Source organism: Telluria sp. ZB4P36, assembly GCF_059685865.1.
This window is the reverse complement of the sequence record NZ_JCASIE010000026.1, coordinates 46,411-63,852: the sequence shown is the minus strand read 5'-3', so window position 1 is coordinate 63,852 and position 17,442 is coordinate 46,411. Positions and strand designations below refer to the sequence as shown.

General features: G+C 65.9%; 14 protein-coding genes. 5 read left to right on the top strand and 9 right to left on the bottom strand.

Features of this window, described 5'->3' with window-relative positions; all coding sequences use genetic code 11:
* Nucleotides 1-157: 157 nt before the first annotated feature.
* The 3 genes from AC56LK_RS23190 to AC56LK_RS23180 form a co-directional block, all read right to left on the bottom strand.
* Nucleotides 158-2,839, bottom strand: a complete 2,682-nt coding sequence (locus AC56LK_RS23190; RefSeq protein WP_497186818.1) for a DNA topoisomerase III — start codon at nucleotides 2,837-2,839, stop codon at nucleotides 158-160.
* A 216-nt stretch (nucleotides 2,840-3,055) separates the two neighbouring features.
* A complete protein-coding gene (locus AC56LK_RS23185; protein ID WP_497186817.1) occupies nucleotides 3,056-3,337 on the bottom strand; it encodes a hypothetical protein in 282 nt (93 codons plus the stop codon).
* The gene (locus AC56LK_RS23180; RefSeq protein ID WP_497186816.1) at nucleotides 3,334-4,218 is read right to left on the bottom strand and encodes an EamA family transporter; all 885 of its coding nucleotides are present in this window, start codon (nucleotides 4,216-4,218) and stop codon (nucleotides 3,334-3,336) included. The genes AC56LK_RS23185 and AC56LK_RS23180 overlap by 4 nt, the downstream gene beginning before the upstream one ends.
* 89 nt (nucleotides 4,219-4,307) lie before the next feature.
* On the opposite strand from AC56LK_RS23180, the gene gcvA reads away from it, so the two are divergent.
* Nucleotides 4,308-5,183: a transcriptional regulator GcvA gene (gcvA, locus tag AC56LK_RS23175; protein WP_497186815.1), complete on the top strand. Its 876-nt coding sequence runs from the start codon at nucleotides 4,308-4,310 to the stop codon at nucleotides 5,181-5,183.
* Here gcvA and AC56LK_RS23170 read toward each other — a convergent pair.
* Nucleotides 5,170-6,090 carry a DMT family transporter gene (locus tag AC56LK_RS23170; protein WP_497186814.1) on the bottom strand — a complete coding sequence of 307 codons (921 nt, stop codon included), beginning with the start codon at nucleotides 6,088-6,090 and terminating at the stop codon, nucleotides 5,170-5,172. The two genes, gcvA and AC56LK_RS23170, sit on opposite strands and share 14 nt — an antisense overlap.
* Before the next feature lie 122 nt (nucleotides 6,091-6,212).
* Here AC56LK_RS23170 and AC56LK_RS23165 point away from each other — a divergent pair, with 122 nt between their 5' ends.
* Nucleotides 6,213-7,091 carry a LysR family transcriptional regulator gene (locus tag AC56LK_RS23165; RefSeq protein ID WP_497186813.1) on the top strand — a complete coding sequence of 293 codons (879 nt, stop codon included), beginning with the start codon at nucleotides 6,213-6,215 and terminating at the stop codon, nucleotides 7,089-7,091.
* Between the two features lie 61 nt (nucleotides 7,092-7,152).
* Here the strand turns inward: AC56LK_RS23165 and AC56LK_RS23160 are convergent, their stop codons facing one another.
* The 3 genes from AC56LK_RS23160 to AC56LK_RS23150 form a co-directional block, all read right to left on the bottom strand.
* Nucleotides 7,153-7,611, bottom strand: coding sequence for a Smg family protein (locus AC56LK_RS23160; protein ID WP_436107559.1), 459 nt, complete (start codon nucleotides 7,609-7,611; stop codon nucleotides 7,153-7,155).
* Between the two features lie 236 nt (nucleotides 7,612-7,847).
* Nucleotides 7,848-8,978 carry a DNA-processing protein DprA gene (dprA, locus tag AC56LK_RS23155; RefSeq protein ID WP_497186812.1) on the bottom strand — a complete coding sequence of 377 codons (1,131 nt, stop codon included), beginning with the start codon at nucleotides 8,976-8,978 and terminating at the stop codon, nucleotides 7,848-7,850.
* Nucleotides 8,979-8,986: 8 nt separating this feature from the next.
* Nucleotides 8,987-10,081, bottom strand: a complete 1,095-nt coding sequence (locus AC56LK_RS23150) for a LysM peptidoglycan-binding domain-containing protein (RefSeq protein ID WP_497186811.1) — start codon at nucleotides 10,079-10,081, stop codon at nucleotides 8,987-8,989.
* A gap of 209 nt (nucleotides 10,082-10,290) precedes the next feature.
* Between AC56LK_RS23150 and def the strand changes: the two genes are divergently transcribed.
* Together def and fmt are read left to right on the top strand one after the other, a co-directional pair.
* Nucleotides 10,291-10,830: a peptide deformylase gene (gene def, locus AC56LK_RS23145; RefSeq protein WP_497186810.1), complete on the top strand. Its 540-nt coding sequence runs from the start codon at nucleotides 10,291-10,293 to the stop codon at nucleotides 10,828-10,830.
* On the top strand, nucleotides 10,827-11,774 hold the full coding sequence (fmt, locus tag AC56LK_RS23140; protein WP_497186809.1) for a methionyl-tRNA formyltransferase: 948 nt from the start codon (nucleotides 10,827-10,829) through the stop codon (nucleotides 11,772-11,774). The genes def and fmt overlap by 4 nt, the downstream gene beginning before the upstream one ends.
* Before the next feature lie 39 nt (nucleotides 11,775-11,813).
* Here the strand turns inward: fmt and AC56LK_RS23135 are convergent, their stop codons facing one another.
* A complete protein-coding gene (locus AC56LK_RS23135) occupies nucleotides 11,814-12,044 on the bottom strand; it encodes a BrnA antitoxin family protein (protein WP_497186808.1) in 231 nt (76 codons plus the stop codon).
* Nucleotides 12,045-12,293: 249 nt separating this feature from the next.
* Between AC56LK_RS23135 and metH the strand changes: the two genes are divergently transcribed.
* Nucleotides 12,294-16,061, top strand: coding sequence for a methionine synthase (gene metH, locus AC56LK_RS23130; protein ID WP_497186807.1), 3,768 nt, complete (start codon nucleotides 12,294-12,296; stop codon nucleotides 16,059-16,061).
* Between the two features lie 57 nt (nucleotides 16,062-16,118).
* Here the strand turns inward: metH and AC56LK_RS23125 are convergent, their stop codons facing one another.
* The gene (locus AC56LK_RS23125) at nucleotides 16,119-17,396 is read right to left on the bottom strand and encodes an EAL and HDOD domain-containing protein (RefSeq protein ID WP_497186806.1); all 1,278 of its coding nucleotides are present in this window, start codon (nucleotides 17,394-17,396) and stop codon (nucleotides 16,119-16,121) included.
* Between the last annotated feature and the right edge of the window lie 46 nt (nucleotides 17,397-17,442).

The following is a 17,442-nucleotide window of genomic DNA, read 5'->3' as shown; positions in this document are numbered from 1 at the left end:
TCCTCCCCACGCTCGGTCGCCCTCACGCAGTTGCGCTTCACTTCGCTCACTGTGGTCAGCTCGCGGCGGGACTTGCACCCGCAAGAGTGCGCCCATGCTGGGCGCACAAAAAAACGCGAACCCTCGGGTTCGCGTTTTTGCCGGCTGCAGCGCGGTATTACTTCTTGGCCGCCGAGGCGATCTTCTTCGCCGCCGGCTTGCGCGCCGCCGTCTTGGCCGGCGCCTTCGCGGCCTTGGCTGCGGTTTTGGCCGCGGTTTTGGCTGGTGCCTTGCGCGCCGCCTTCACCGGTGCCGCCGCGCCGTCTGCGCCTTCCGCTCCCTCGGCAGCGCCATCGTCCGCAGCCGCCTTGGTCTTCGCGCCCGGCTTGGCCTTGCGCTCCTCGAACTCGAAGCTGATCTTGCCGTCCTTGCCGCGTACCAGGAAGGCCTTGAAAGCGCGGCGGGTGCGCTGCGACACGAAGCCCGGCAGCAGGTCGGTCTTACCGTCGTTGAGCAGCTTGGCCATCTGCTCAGGCAGGATCTCCTGCTGCAGGATGATGCGGCCGCTGCGGAAATCGCAGGCCTTCGGCTTGGCGACCGTCTTCTCGCACACGTAGGCCAGGCCCATCTCGTACACACCGGCAGCGCACTTCGGGCAGGGTCCGAGCACGGTCTGGCCGGTGAAGTCGACGCCCTCGCCTTCCTCGCCGTCGTCCTGGTCCTGGCCGAAGTCGAATTCGAGCTTGAAGTTCTTGATGTCTTCATCGCGCACGATGCGCAGGATCGCCGCGAACGGACGGCCCATCTTCGAGCGGAAACCCTGCAGCGGACCGATGGTGCGGTTCTTCAGCAGTTCTTCGACCTCACTGATCTCGAACTGGCGGCTGCCCGGCGTCTTCGACATCGAGAACTCGCACTTGGTGCAGGCGAAGCGGCGGTAGTTTTCCTTGACCACGCCGGCGCAGTTCGGGCACGGCGTCTGCAGGGTCGCGTAGTCGCCCGGGATGGTCTCGTTGTCGTATTCCTTGGCGCGCTTGACGATAATCTGCGTCATCTGCTGGATCTCGCGCATGAACTCGTCGCGCGAGATCTTGCCCTTCTCCATTTGCGACAGCTTGAATTCCCATTCGCCGGTCAGCTCGGGCGCGGTCAGTTCGTTCACGCCCAGGCCGCGCAGCAAGGTCATCAGCTGCGAAGCCTTGGCGGTCGGGATCAGCTCGCGGCCTTCGCGCACCAGGTATTTTTCGGTGAGCAGGCCTTCGATGATGGCCGCGCGCGTCGCCGGCGTGCCCAGGCCCTTGCCGGCCATGGCGTCGCGCAGCTCGTCGGAGTCGACCAGCTTGCCCGCGCCTTCCATGGCCGACAACAGCGTCGCTTCGGTATAGCGTGCGGGCGGCTTGGTGACCAGGCCGTTCGGGTTCACCTTGTCGGCCAGGACCTTCTCGCCCTTCTGCACCGGCACCAGGTTGGCGCCGTCCTTGTCGTCGGTCTGCGATTCCTTGCCGTAGATCGCCAGCCAGCCGGGGTTGGTCATCACCTTGCCCTCGGTCTTGAACTGGTGACCCGAGACCTCGGTGAAGCGGGTCGTCACCAGGAACTCGGCCGGCGGGAAGAACACGGCCAGGAAGCGGCGCGTGACCAGGTCATACAGCTTCTGTTCCGGCTCGGTCAGGTTCTTCGGGATGACACCGGTCGGGATGATCGCGAAGTGGTCCGATATCTTGGTGTTGTCGAAGATGCGCTTGTTCGGCTTGACCCAGCCATTCTTCAGTACCTGCTTCGAGAACTGCTGGTAGTTGTTGGTGTCGTTCAGCGACTCCATCGTGCTCTTGACGGTAGCGATGTAGTCTTCCGGCAGGTGGCGCGAATCGGTACGCGGGTAGGTCAGCACCTTGTGCTTCTCGTACAGCGCCTGGGCCAGGCCGAGGGTGTTCTTGGCCGAGAAGCCGAAGCGGCCGTTGGCCTCGCGCTGCAGCGAGGTCAGGTCGAACAGGGCCGGCGCCATCGAGGTGGTCGGCTTCGATTCCTCGGTGACCACGCCCTGCTTGCCGCGGCAGGCGGCGACGATGGAATCGGCGGCGGCCTTGCTCCACAGGCGCTCGGCGCGCTTCTCCGGATCGTTCTCGTCCTTCTTGAAGTTCTGGTCGAGCCAGCGGCCTTCGTAGATGCCGGCCGCGCACACGAATTCGGCGCGCACTTCCCAGTAGTCGCGCGGGACGAACTTCTTGATCTTCTCTTCGCGCTCGACCACGATCGACAGGGTCGGGGTCTGCACCCGGCCGACGGTGGTCAGGTAGAAGCCGCCCTCCTTCGAGTTGAAGGCGGTCATGGCGCGGGTGCCGTTGATGCCGATCAGCCAGTCCGCCTCCGAGCGGCAGCGCGCCGCATCGGCCAGCGGCAGCATCTCGTCGTCGCTGCGCAGGTTATTGAAACCGTCGCGGATCGCGCCCGGCGTCATCGACTGCAGCCACAGGCGCTTGACCGGCTGCTTCGCCTTCGCATTCTGCGCGATCAGGCGGAAGATGAGTTCTCCTTCGCGGCCCGCGTCACATGCGTTGATCAGGGTGGTGACGTCCTTGCGCTTGATCAGCTTGTTCAGCACCTTGAGGCGCGATTCGGTCTTGGCGATCGGGTTCAGCGCGAAGTACGGCGGGATCATCGGCAGGTGCGTGAAACTCCATTTGCCGCGCTTGACGTCGAACTCTTCCGGCACCGCGATTTCGAGCAGGTGGCCGACCGCGGACGACAGCACGTACTGGTCGGACTCGAAGTACTCATCGTGCTTGGTAAAGCCGCCCAGCGTCTTCGCGATGTCGTTCGCGACCGACGGCTTCTCGGCGATGATGAGGGATTTGGTCATAGTGTTTCTCGGGTGCTCTATATATAAGTGGCTTTTGCCCGCGCATCATACATGCTTGCGGACTGACGGTTGTCAAAAACCGTAGTGTCTGATTAGTAACAGTCTGGATTGAGCGGCCAATGATAAGCGCGATGCCAGCTGCACTGCAAGTGTGCGCATCTGCATCGCTGTTGCCAAGGAGCACTACCAAGATGGGGCGCGGATGGTGTTTCGGGCTCAGGCGTCGTGATGTTCGCCGCGCCGCACCACCTGCAGGGAGAGGATGGTCACGGGGCCCGCGCGCAGCAGATTCATCGACGAGACCAGCATTCCGGCGGCGCGCGCCGGCGCCACTTCCGGTCCCGGCAGGTCGAGCAGGAAGTCCTTGCCTTCGAGGTAGCCGCCGTTGGTGAAGCCGATGCGGAAGGCCAGTTTGACGCGCCAGGCCGAAGCAGGATCGGCGACATACGGCGCGGCATCCCCGGCAGGCATGAAGGAACGAGGGAGGCCGGCATTCACGGTCGCGCTCCCTTCAGGCCGACGTACAGGCGCGCACCGAACAGGTTGATGCACAGGCCGAGGATGACGAGGGCGAAGGCGAGGAGTTTCCAGGGCTGCAGTTCCTCGCCCAGCACGGCGCTGGAGGAAGCCATGCCGAACACCGGCACCATCAGGGTCAGCGGCGCCACGCTGGCGGCCGGGTAGCGGCTCAGCAGCCAGTTCCAGACCGCGAAGCCCAGCAAGGTGGTCGGGTAGACCAGGTAGGCAATCGCCGCCAGCGTCTCCCAGCGCAGGAATGCCAGGCTGGCGGCGATGCGTGCCGGGCCTTCGAGTGCGAGGGACAGCGCCAGCATGGGCCCCGCCGCCGCCAGGCTGCCCCATACCACCAGGGCGAACATGTTTACCCGCCCCATGCGCTTGGCCAGCAGGTTGCCCGCCGCCCAGGACAGGGCGGCCAGGATCACCGCGCCGAGGCCCGCGGCCGTCACGTCCTGCCCGAGGTGGGCCGCCACCACCACGATGCCCGCGAACGCGACCAGGGCGCCCAGCACCTGGACGCGCGCCGGGCGCTCGTTCAAGAAGAGGGCCGCCAGCGCGATGGTCATGAAGGACTGCAGCTGCAGGGCGAGCGACGCCAGGCCGGGCGAGACGCCGAGCCCGATGCCGCTGAACAGAAATGCGAACTGCAGGCCGAACATGACCAGGCCATAGACGGCAACCTGCCGCAAGGGCACGGCGGGCCGCCCGACGAAGAAGACCGCCGGAAAGGCCGCCAGCGCGAAGCGCAGGGCGCACAGCAGTAGGGGCGGCATGTGATTCAGACCGAGCTTGATGACGACGAAGTTGAAACCCCAGATGGCGACGATGCCGAAGGCGGCGAGCAGGTGCAGAGGATGCATGATGAACTCTTGAACGAAATTAACTTTATACCCGCGAAAGCTGATCAAGAAAAACGCTTTATACTCACGCGTACTTGAATGCCATTCACATGTCCCTGCCACCTCTGCATACCCTGCGCGCGTTCGAAGCCATCGGCCGCCTCGGCAGCTTTACCCTCGCCGCCCGCGAGCTGCACCTGACCCACAGCGCAGTCAGCCATCAGATGCGCGCGCTCGAATCGTCGCTGCAGGTGACACTGATCGATCGCTCGCGGCGCGAGGTCGCGCTGACGCCCCAGGGCCGGCAATTCCTCGCCACGGTGCGGCCGCTGCTGCTGCAGCTCCGCGAGGCGGCCGAGGCCCTGCGCCAGGCCGGACGCCGGCGCCTGCATATCAACGTCCTGCCCTCCTTTGCCGCGCGCTGGCTGCTGCCGCGCCTGGGCGATTTTTTCCTGCGCCACCCCGACATCGAAGTCGAAGTCGCCGCCACCCAGGCCCTGGTCGACCTGCATGCGGCGGGCGCCCAGCTGGCGATCCGCTATGGCGAGGGACAATGGACCGGCGCGCATAGCGAGCGCCTGTTCGACGAGGAGCTCTTCCCCGTCGCCAGCCCGGCCTACCTGGATGAACATGGCATCGCCAGTTCCGCCGGGCTGGCCCAGGCCACCCTGCTGCGCGACGATTACCATGACTGGGATGCCTGGCTGGGCGCCGCCGCGCTGGACCCGGCCTGCTGCAGTTTCGGCGCCGTCTACGGCGATTCGGCGCTGGTGCTGCAGGCTGCGGAAACCGGCCAGGGCGTGGCGCTGGCGCGCGGCCGGCTGGCCCTCGATGCGCTGCGGGCGGGCCGGCTGCGCCGCGTCGGCGAGCTGGCGATTTCCTCGCCTGCCGCGTACTTCCTGGTGACGCCGCGCGACGCCCGGGCAAGTCCCGAGGTCGAGGCATTCGCCGCGTGGATGCGCGGATGCGCGGCTATACCAGCTTGATCGATACCACGCCGGCCAGCAGGACCGCCGCTCCCAGCAGGCGCACCCGCGACACCGCGCCGCCCGGCAGCCCGAGCAGACCGAAACGGTCGACCACGATCGAGACCAGCTGCTGGCCGGCGATCGTCAAGCCGACGGTGGCGGCGGCGCCGATGTGCGGCATTGCCGTGAACACGCTGGTCACGTAGCAGGCGCCCACCAGGCCGCCGAGCCAGCCCCACGGGGGCATGGACGCCAGGCCCGCCGCACGTGGCCGCCCGGCCAGGCCCGCCGCCAGCGCCGCGAGGAAGACGGCCAGCATCCCGAGCGCCGCCACCGCGAAGCTGGTCAGCGCCACCGCAAGGGGCGCGCCGAGCACCCGCACGAAGGAGACGTTGACCGCGCCCTGCAGCGGCAGCAGTGCACCGGACAAGGCCGCCAGCATCATCCAGCCCGCGCGCGCCTCGCGGCCGGCGGCCTGGCCTCCCTGCCCGCGCACGATCAACAGGATGCCCGATGCCACGGCCGCGGCGCCGATCCAGGCCTGCAAGCCCTGGTCGCGCGCGGCGATGCCGAACAGGCCGAGGCCGTCCAGCAGCAGCGAAGCGCCGGCCTGGCCAGCAATGAAGAGGCCGACGCTGACGACTGCGCCGAGGCGCGGGAACAGCACGATGCCGGCTACCACGTAAGCGGCGCTGGCCAGGCCGGCCAGGGGCTGCCACCAGGCGGCCTGGCCGAGCTGACGCAGGGCGCCCAGCTGCCCCGCGGCGGCCGCGCCCAGCAGCAGCAGGAAGCCGGCGATGGACAGCTGCACGGTCGCCGCCGCGAAGGGACTGGCCATGGCGCGGCTCAGGCGCGCGTTGGCGGCCGCCTGCAGGGGCAGGCCGCAACCGGCCAGGAAAGCGATGAGGATGTAGAAGGAGTTCATGATGAATGCGCGGATCTGGCTTGGCTCAAGCTCGCAGTGACAGGAACTTCAGCTTAGCTTGTGCAAGAATGGCGGACTATTCCACGTTTTCGCAAAACCTTTATCGATTTTTGCACACCACCATGGATTGGGACGATTACCAGTACTTCCTTGCGGTCGCCGGTGGCGGCTCCGTGTCCGCAGCGGCGCGCAGGCTGGGCCAGAGCCACTCGACGGTGATCCGGCGCCTCGACAAGCTGGAGGGCGCGCTCGACGTGCGCCTGTTCGAGCGCTTCCAGAGCGGTTACGTATTGACCGCCACCGGCGAGGAACTGCTCGCCCTGCTCGGTCCGATCGACGAAGGCATGCAGGAAGTGGCGCGCAAGATCGGCGGACGCGATGCCGCGCTGCAGGGCAGCATCCGCGTCACCACGACCGACACCCTGCTCGACACGCTGGTGCTGCCGGCTGTGCGGGCCTTCCGCCTGGCCTATCCCGGCGTCCAGCTCCAGCTCGCGGTCGACAACCGCTTCGTCAACCTGTCCCGGCGCGATGCGGACGTTGCCCTGCGGCCCTCGAACACGCCGCCCGACAACCTGGTCGGAAGAAAAGTCGGACGTTTGCGCACGGCGCCGTATGCGGCGCAAGCCTACCTGGATCGGCGCACGGAACAGGACGGCGGCGGCTGGGACAGCTACGACTGGGTGGCGCCGGACGAAGCGCTCGGGCACCTGCGCCAGGCCGCCTGGCTGCGCCAGCACGTGCCGCCGGAACGGCAGGCCGTCAGCGTCGACTCGCTGCTCGGCATGGCCGGCGCCGTCGAGGCGGGCCTGGGTGCGGGCATGCTGCTGTGCCTGCTGGCGGACCGCCGCCCCGGCCTCGTGCAGCTGGCCCCACCCGACCCGGCGCTCGACACCGAGCTGTGGATCCTCAGCCATCCCGACCTGCGCCGCGTGAAACGCATCCGCGCCTTCACCGACTTCCTGTTCCAGGAACTGTCGCGGCACCCTGCCCTCGCCTGAAGCGCCGCAGAAATGCAAACGGGGCCTTGCGGCCCCGTCGATATGTCGGTGTAAAGTGTGTTCAGTGCAGCAGGCGCGGTTCCTGGTCGTCGTCGTCGCCGAAGAGGTCGTCGAACATGAGCGCATCGGGCTCCTTGCCCTGGCTCCACAAGACCATCAGCACGATGATCTTGAGCTTGCCCAGTGCCACCGGCGACTCGTCGCAGGCCAGCGCGCGTTCGATGACGATTTCGCGCTGCGTCGGACTGAGCACCTTGGCGCTCTCGAGGAACTGGATGAAGCCGATGGCGGCGCTGCCCAGTTCGATGTATTCCTCGTCCACATAGTAGCGGATGCCGGTGCATGCATCGATTGCGTCGGAAACTGCCGCTTCGGTCAGCCCGGACAGCCAGTCCAGCGCCTCGGAAATTTCGATGTCATCGAAACCGACGGCGGACAGCTTGCGTGCCAGGGCCGCCGGCTCGGGGCAGGCGTCAGGACGATAGTACGTCTCGTAGAGGTAGACCAGGATGTCGAACATAGTGGCGCTACTGTAGCAGCTAAGCTCGCCGAGGCACAAGTGCGGCACGCACACCCGCGCGCCCACCCCGGAAAACGTTGTTTCGCGGCCTTATCGGTTCATTCAGTTTTGTCGATATTTAACAAAAATCAGGCCAAACATTTCACAAAAATATCTCAAGAAGAATACTCTTTCAGGCATTGCCTCATGCTTGATGCATGAAAGAGAACGCGCATACTTCTGGAAATTAGAGCGCCTTACTCTGCCCCGACCACGCGTTGCACGCGCCCATCGGGCAAGCGTTCGAGCATTCCCGCCAGCTCGAGCGCCAGCAGTTCGCCGGCCAGCGCTCCCGCGTCGACGCCAAGGCGGCCCAGCAGCGCATCCGGCGCCACCGGATCGTGCCCCAGCGCCTCCAGCAAGCCGGCCTGGTCGGCACGGCATGACACTGCGGCCATGCGCGCCAGCGGCGATACCCGCATCGCATCGAGCACCTCGTCCACGGTCTCGACCAGGTGCGCACCCTCGCGGATCAATTGGTGGCAACCCTTGGCCAATGCCGAGTGGATCGATCCCGGCAGGGCGAACACTTCGCGCCCCTGCTCGGCCGCCATTTGCGCCGTGATCAGGGAGCCGGACTGCGCCGCCGCCTCGACCACGAGCACGCCGGCCGCCATGCCGCTGATGATACGGTTGCGGCGCGGGAAATTGCTGGCGACGGGAGGGGTGCCGAGTGCGTATTCGCTGACGATGCAGCCCCCTTCGGCGATGCGGTGTGCGAGCGCGCGGTTGCGTGCCGGATAGACACGGTCCGGGCCGGTGCCGATGACGGCGACGGTCGCGCCCGGGCCGCGCAGCGCACCTTCGTGGGCGGCGGTGTCGATGCCGAGCGCCATGCCCGACACCACGCACAGGCCCGCCCGCGACAGGGCCTCGGCGAAGTTCTCCGCATTGGCCCTGCCCTGGGTACTCGCATTGCGGCTGCCGACCACGGCGATCATGGGCGAGGACAGGAGGGCGCGCTGCCCGTTTACATAGAGCAGCAATGGCGGATCAGGAATATGCCGCAAGGACAGCGGATAGTCGGCGTCCTGCAGCGTGAGGAGATGGTGGTTCGGCTGGGACAGCCAGGCCAGCGTGGTGTCGACCTGGCGCGCGAGCGCGGGCGCGATGGGGGCGCACAGCGCGGCGGCCTGCGCGGCCGGCAGGTGGCCGGCCAGGGCCGCATACCCTGCGCGGAAGATCGCCGCGGGTGAGCCGAAGGCGTCCAGCAGCAGCCGGGCAGTCCGGCACCCCACCCCGGCCGTCCCCTCCAGCCGGATCCAGTCGGCGACGGCACGGGTGTCCGGATGGCTGGATGCGGGAGATGAGGGGGCCGTGTCCTGCACGGTAGGGTTTACTCCGGTGAGCGGGCCACGTCGCCGACTTCCACCGGCGCCGTCACTTGCATGATCAAGCCGTACGAGACGTTCTTGAACACACGGAAAATGAACAGGCTGCCATATTGCTCGTCGGGCAGCTTGATCGTCTTTCTGCCGAAGCCGAGCACGCCTTTATTGGCCGGGTCCGGCACCGTCCTCCCGAGATGATAGAGCTGCAGCACGGTGCCGACATCGAGTCCGTCAACAGAACCGCGGTTGACGGTGACGACCTGGCTCTGGCCGGCATAAGTCACGCCCGCATAGATCGACATCACGCGGCCATCGACGGCCTGGGCCGGGGCATGCGGCATGTAGTTGCGCACCGGCGAAGGCGGCATCGGGATCAGCAGGTCGCCCACGCCCATCTCCTGGCGCGTCTCGCTGACGCGGAAGCTGTGCGCATCGACGCCCGGCGCCGCCGCGCGGTCGAGGGTGACGCTCCCCAGGTAGGCGGCCTCGTGCGCCAATACCTTGCCGGTCTGCGGGTCCTTCAGCGCGCAGCTCGGACGGAATACCTGGAAGGTCTTGCCACCCTGCAGCTCGCCCTTGACATAGACACGGTCGCCGGTGCCGAGATAAACGCGGCCTTCCTGCGAGGCGACGATGCGCGGCGCCCGCGCCAGCTCGTCCGCCTCGACCACCAGCGGCTGGGTCAGGTAGGGTTCGATCATGCCGGCCGGGATCGCCTGGATGGCGTCGCGCTCGAGCGATTCGCTGCGCAGCTGCGGCGACAGCCTGGTGACCGGCGGGTCGGCGCGGCCATCGCTGCCGCCCGGACGGTTCAGGGACAGGCGGCCGCGCGCGCGGTCGAAATAGATGATCTGGCCAGGGTAGATCCAGTGCGGGTTGCGGATCTCGTCGCGGTTCATGCCCCACACCTGCGGCCAGCACCAGGGGTTCTGCAGGAAGGTGCCGGAAATGTCCCAGAGCGTATCGCCCTTGACCACGACGTGCTGGTCGGGCGCATTCGGGCGGAACGTGCAGTTTGCAGCCTGGACCGGGGTCGCCACGGCACACGCGACCAGCGCCACGGCAGCAGCGCGGGTCACGACTGTGCTAAAATTTTTCATTGCATACGTCCGTCATTGCGTCCGCTGTTGCGTACATGGATTGCGGCTTTGACACCGGATGGACAAAAGGTTGCCGTACTGAATCAAATTCTGCACACAAATCCCTGAACTAGCAAGACAAACCGCGTCCTGCCTGAGTGAAGAGGTGTTGCATTTCTGTACGCGCGCACAAACCTTATTGAACTGATACTCCCTTTTACTATTCGACCATGGCCTTACTGAAGATCCTCCGCTACCCTGACCCGCGCCTGCACAAGGTCGCCAAGCCGGTCACCGAATTTGGCACCGAGCGCCTGCGCCAACTGGTCAAGGACATGGCCGAAACCATGTACGACGCACCGGGCGTCGGCCTGGCCGCCACCCAGGTCGACGTGCACGAGCGCGTGCTCGTCATCGACGTCAGCGAAACCACCGACCAGCTGATGGTCTTCATCAACCCGGAAATCACCTGGGCCAGCGAAGAAAAGCAGGTCTACGACGAAGGCTGCCTGTCGGTGCCCGGCGTCTACGACGGCGTCGAGCGTCCGGCGCGCGTCAAGTGCAAGGCCTATGACGTCGAAGGCAAGGAATTCGAGGTCGAGGCCGACGGCCTGCTGGCCGTGTGCATCCAGCACGAGATGGACCACCTGATGGGCAAGGTCTTCGTCGAATACCTGTCGCCGCTCAAGCGCAACCGCATCAAGGCCAAGCTGCAGAAGGAAGAGCGCGGCCTGGAACGCGACGCCGCACTGCGCGCCGCGCGCCGATGAAAGTTGTCTTTGCCGGCACCCCGGAATTCGCCGCCGTCGCCCTGCGTGCCCTGCACGAGGCCGGCTTCGGGATTCCCCTGGTCCTGACCCAGCCCGACCGTCCGGCCGGGCGCGGCATGCAGCTGCAGGCCTCCGCCGTGAAGCAGTATGCGCTCGCGCATGGCATGGAAGTCGCCCAGCCGCTCTCTTTACGCATGGATGCGAAGGACCCGCAGCGTGCGGAAGAAGCGCGCGCCGCCCATGCGCGCCTGCTGGCCCTGGATTACGACGTGATGGTGGTGGCGGCCTACGGCCTGATCCTGCCGCTCAGCACGCTCGACATCAAGCCCTGCATCAATATCCACGGTTCGCTGCTGCCGCGCTGGCGCGGGGCGGCGCCGATCCACCGCGCCATCGAAGCGGGCGACCTTGAAACCGGCGTGACCATCATGGGCATGGAAGAAGGCCTCGACACCGGACCGATGATGCTGATCGAACGCATCGCGATCGGAGATACCGACACCACCGGTAGCCTGCACGACAAGCTGGCCGCGCTGGGCGGCCGCATGATCGTCGACGCGCTGCGCAGGATGGAAGCCGGCCAGCTCGAGGCCGTGCCGCAGCCGGAAGCGGGCGTGACCTATGCCGCCAAGATCAGCAAGGAAGAAGCGAAGCTGGACTTCACGCTGCCGGCCGAGCTGCTGTGGCGCAGGGTACGTGCCTTCAATCCCTTCCCGGGCGCGCAAGGGCTGGTCGAGGGCGTGACCGTCAAGGTCTGGAATGCCGAACTGGTGTCGGGCAGTGGCGCGCCGGGTCAGGTGCTGGCGGCCGATGCGCAAGGCATCGTGGTCGCATGCGGCAAGGGCGCACTGCGCATGACCGAACTCCAGAAGCCCGGCGGCAAGCGCCTGGCGGCTGCGGAGTTCCTGAAAAGCTTCCCGCTGGCCGGAAAAATCTTTTCGTAGAAAAGAAAATCGGGGCATGCGCCCCGACACATTACTTCATCACATATCTTGCGACGCAGCACGCTGCGCATCCATGTACTCACGCAGTACCTGGTTGATACGGGTCTGGTAACCCGGACCAGCCGACTTGAACCATTCCAGCATGTCCACGTCCAGGCGGATCGTCACGATCTGCTTCACGCCGTTGATCGTTTGCGGCTTCGCGGCGACAGCCGGTTCTTCGATGCGGTTCACCGGTTGATCCCAATCCGGCTCATATTCTTTGTTCATGCAATCATCCCGTTAAAAGCTTCGCCAACACTGTGGCGACGGGGTAATTGTCGTCCGTGTATGTAACGTAAAGATTGCGGATACCCCGGGTTTTGTAACACCATGTAACATTTTGCGATTTCCATACATAAAGATACATACACAAAACGGGCTTTTTGGCCTCGCCTGAGCGATGCGGCGTCATGACGTATAATCGTAGACCGCCCAACAGTAACGGCCTGTCAAGCCGCTTATTCAGAAAGACGCCACATGAACGCCCCACTTTGCACCCTCTCCCCGATCGACTCCCAGCTGCGCGACATCCTGAAGCGCCGCATCATGATCCTGGACGGTGCGATGGGCACCATCATCCAGCAGTACAAGCTGGATGAAGCGGCCTACCGCGGCGAGCGTTTCAAGGATTTCGCCGCACCGGAAGGCGCCGGTGCGCGCGAGCTCTTCGTCAAGGGTAACAACGAGCTGCTGACCCTGACCCAGCCGCACATCATCCAGGAAATCCACGAGCGCTACCTCGCCGCCGGCGCCGACCTGATTGAGACGAATACCTTCGGCGCCACCGGCGTGGCCCAGGACGACTACCACATGGCGCATCTCGCCTACGAGATGAACGTGCAAGCCGCGAAGCTCGCGCGTGCCGCCTGCGACAAATACTCTACGCTTGAGAAGCCGCGTTTCGTCGCCGGCGCCCTCGGCCCGACGCCGAAGACCGCCTCGATCTCGCCCGACGTCAACGACCCGGCCGCGCGCAACATCACCTTCGACCAGCTGGTGGCGAGCTACCACGAGCAGGTGCGCGGCCTGGTGGACGGCGGGTCCGACCTGTTGCTGGTCGAGACCATCTTCGACACCCTGAACTGCAAGGCCGCGCTGTTCGCGATCGACCAGTACTTCGACGAGCATCCGGAAACCCCGCGCCTGCCCCTGATGATCTCGGGCACCGTGACCGACGCCTCGGGCCGCATCCTGTCCGGCCAGACCGTCGCCGCCTTCTGGAACTCGGTACGCCACGCCAGGCCGCTGACCATCGGCCTGAACTGCGCCCTCGGCGCCGCGCTGATGCGCCCCTATGCCGAAGAGCTGTCGCAGATCGCCGATACCTTCGTCTGCATCTACCCGAACGCCGGCCTGCCCAACCCGATGAGCGACACCGGCTTCGACGAGCTGCCGGCCGATACCTCGGCCCTGCTGCGCGAGTTCGCCGACGCCGGCTTCGTCAACATCGCCGGCGGCTGCTGCGGCACCACGCCCGAGCACATCGCCGCCATTGCGAAGATCCTCGAAGGCCGCACGCCGCGCCAGGTGCCGGCCATCCCGGTCGCGATGCGCCTGTCGGGCCTGGAGCCCTTCACCATCGACGACAGCTCGCTGTTCGTCAACGTCGGCGAGCGCACCAACGTCACCGGCTCCAAGGCCTTCGCGCGCATGATCCTGAACGAGCAGTTCGACGAGGCGCTGTCGGTGGCGCGCCAGCAGGTCGAGAACGGCGCCCAGGTCATCGACATCAACATGGACGAGGCCATGCTCGATTCCGTGGCCGCGATGACGCGCTTCCTGAACCTGATCGCGTCCGAACCGGACATCTCGCGCGTGCCGATCATGATCGACTCCTCCAAATGGAGCGTGATCGAAGCCGGCCTGAAGTGCGTGCAGGGCAAGGCCATCGTCAATTCGATCTCGATGAAGGAAGGCGAAGAAGAATTCATCCGCCAGGCCACGCTGTGCCGCCGTTATGGCGCCGCCGTCATCGTGATGGCCTTCGACGAGCAGGGCCAGGCCGACACCTTCGCGCGCAAGACCGAGATCTGCGGCCGCGCCTACAAGGTGCTGGTCGAGAAGGTCGGCTTCCCGCCGGAAGACATCATCTTCGACCCGAACATCTTCGCGATCGCCACCGGCATCGAAGAGCACAACAACTACGCCGTGGACTTCATCGAAGCCACGGCCTGGATCCGCAAGAACCTGCCGCACGCGAAGGTCTCGGGCGGCGTGTCGAACGTCTCGTTCAGCTTCCGCGGCAACGACCCGGCGCGCGAGGCGATCCACACCGTCTTCCTGTACCACGCAATCAAGGCCGGCCTGACCATGGGCATCGTCAACGCCGGCATGGTCGGCGTCTACGACGACCTGTCGCCGGAGCTGCGCGAGCGCGTCGAGGACGTGGTGCTGAACCGCCGCGAGGACGCCACCGAGCGCATGATCGAATTCGCCGGCACCCTGAAGGCCGGCGGCGGCAAGCAGGAACAGAACCTCGAGTGGCGCGAGGCAAAGGTCGAGAAGCGCCTGGCGCACGCGCTGGTGCACGGCATCACCCAGTGGATCGTCGAGGACACCGAAGAGATGCGCCAGCAGGTGCTGAACTCCGGCGGCCGTCCGATCCACGTGATCGAAGGCCCGCTGATGGATGGCATGAACATCGTCGGCGACCTGTTCGGACAGGGCAAGATGTTCCTGCCGCAGGTGGTGAAATCGGCGCGCGTGATGAAGCAGGCCGTGGCGCACCTGATCCCCTTCATCGAAGAAGAGAAGGCGGAAGAAGAGCGCCGCACCGGCATCGTCGCCAAGCCGAAGGGCAAGATGGTCATCGCGACCGTCAAGGGCGACGTCCACGACATCGGCAAGAACATCGTCTCGGTGGTCCTGCAGTGCAATAACTTCGAGATCGTGAACATGGGCGTGATGGTCCCCTGCTCGGACATCCTGGCCAAGGCCAAGGAAGAAAACGCCGACATGGTCGGCCTGTCGGGCCTGATCACGCCGTCGCTGGAAGAGATGGCCCACGTGGCACGCGAGATGCAGCGCGACCCTTACTTCCGCGAGAAGAAGATCCCGCTGCTGATCGGCGGCGCCACCACCAGCCGCGCCCACACCGCCGTCAAGATTGCGCCGCACTACGAAGGCCCGGTGGTCTACGTGCCGGACGCCTCGCGTTCGGTATCCGTCGGCCAGTCGCTGCTGACCGACGAGACGCGCGACGCCTACATCATCGAGCTGGCCCAGGACTACGAGCGCATCCGCGTGCAGCACGCCAACAAGAAGGCGCTGCCGATGCTCACGCTCGAACAGGCCCGCGGCAACAAGGCGCGCCTGAAATACGCCCCGGTGAAGCCGAAGTTCATCGGCCGCCGCGTGTTCAAGAACGTCGAGCTGGGCGAGCTGGCGCGCTTCATCGACTGGGGCCCCTTCTTCCAGACCTGGGACCTGGCCGGCCCCTACCCGGCCATCCTTACCGACGAGGTGGTGGGCGAAGCCGCGTCCAAGGTGTTCGAGGAAGCCCAGGCGATGCTGAAGAAGATCATCGAAGGCCGCTGGCTCACCGCCAACGGCGCGATCGCCCTGCTGCCGGCGAACTCGGTCAACGACGACGACATCGAGATCTATACCGACGAATCGCGCAAGGAAGTCGCCTTCACCTGGTACGGCCTGCGCCAGCAGGGCGTCAAGCCGGTGGTCGACGGCGAACAGCGCCCGAACCAGTGCCTGGCCGACTTCGTGGCGCCCAAGGATTCGGGCGTGGCCGACTACATCGGCATGTTCGCCGTGACTGCCGGCCTGGGAATCGAAAAGCACGAGCAGCGCTTCGAAGCGGCGCTCGACGACTACTCGTCGATCATGCTGAAGGCCCTGGCCGACCGCCTGGCCGAAGCCTTCGCCGAGTACCTGCACGAGCGCGTGCGTACCGACCTGTGGGGCTATGCGAGCGGCGAGGACCTGTCGAACGAAGCGCTGATCGCGGAAAGCTACCAGGGCATCCGCCCCGCGCCGGGCTATCCGGCCTGCCCGGAGCACACGGTGAAAGCCGAGCTGTTCCGCACCCTGCAGGCCCACGACATCGGCATGGAGCTGACCGAATCCTTCGCGATGTACCCGGGCGCCGCGGTGTCGGGTTTCTACTTCGCCCACCCCGACTCGAAGTACTTCGTGGTCGGCAAGATCGGCGACGACCAGGTCGAGGACATGGCGCGCCGCCGCGGCATGGACAGGGCCGAACTGGAACGCTACCTCGCGCCGAACCTGTAAGCCAAACTTCCACCTCGCGCTACGGTAATGGCAATTCCAAGCTTACCGAAGCGCGAATCAAATCGCGTAGCGAACGACCTTGTCGCTCCACTCGAACGCCGATACCTCGAGCTCGGCCAGGTCGTCGCCGTCCATCGACAGCTCGTGCAGCGCAGGCAGCACCTCATCCTGCGCGTCGTCCATGCGCTCAATCGATTCGGCCAGGCTCAGCAGCTCGCCGAAGAAGCCCTTGCGCACCAGCAGGGCGTGGCGCACTTCGTCGATCACGGGAATCTGTTCCACGATGTCCTGCATCGGAATGCAGAACAACGTATCCATCAGCGACATCATGCCCACCGTGAAGGCGATGTCCGCCACGTTGCGCTGGCTCGGGCGCAGGCGCTGGGCCAGCAATTCCATCAGGCGCGCGCGGGTGGTGGCCAGCATCAGGAGCGGGCTCAGGTTGTGGCCGCGCACGCCAGGCTCGGCGTACAGCATGATCTGCAGCCAGCGCTGCAGCTGGCGGCGGCCCAGCAGCATCAGGGCCTGGCTGACCGATTCGATGCGCCGCCCTGCCCCGGCCGCCGGCGTGTTCACCAGGCGCAGCAGGTTCAGGCCGAGCGTGACGTCCTTCTTCACGGCGCGCTCGATTTCGATGTTGTCGGCATCCGAGCTCACCAGGTTCATCAGGTCCATCACCGCCGCCTGCGAGGGCGACAGCTTGCGGCCGGCGATCACCGTCGGCTTGGCAAAGTAATAGCCCTGGAAGTAATCGAAGCCGATGTCCAGGCAGGTGCGGTATTCGTTGTGGGTCTCGACCTTCTCGGCGACCAGGCGCTTGCCGGTGCCGCGCAGGCGCGGCGCCAGCGACAGCAGGGTCACCACCGGCAGCTCGCGCAGGTCCATCTTGACGTAGTCGATCACCGGCAGCAGGCGCGCCAGGCTGGCGCCGTGGGCCGAGGCCTCGGCCGCGAAGCGGAAGCCATGGGTCGACAGTTCGGTCATGCGCTGGACCACCGCATCGGTGGGCTCGACCGAACGCACGATCTCCAGCACCGTGCGTTCGCGCGGCAGGAAGGCGAACATATCGCTCATGAGCACGTCGGTGTCGACGTTCAGGAAGGCGGTCGCATCGCCGATCGCACGCGGCAGGCCCAGCTGCGAGGCATGGTGGATCACGCTGGCGCTGGCCGACAGGCCGGAATCGATCTGCGCCGCCCCCTGGGCGCTGCCGCGGAACAGCAGTTCGTAGCCGAACAGCGCCTGGTTGCGGTCGAGCACCGGCTGGCGCCCGAGGTAGAAATTGCGCAGTTTTAGGGGCTGGGAGGCCTGGTCAGGGCTGGCGGTATCGGTCATGTCGTCTGGTGGGCTCGCGAACCTGGGTACTTTACCGTATTCGTCA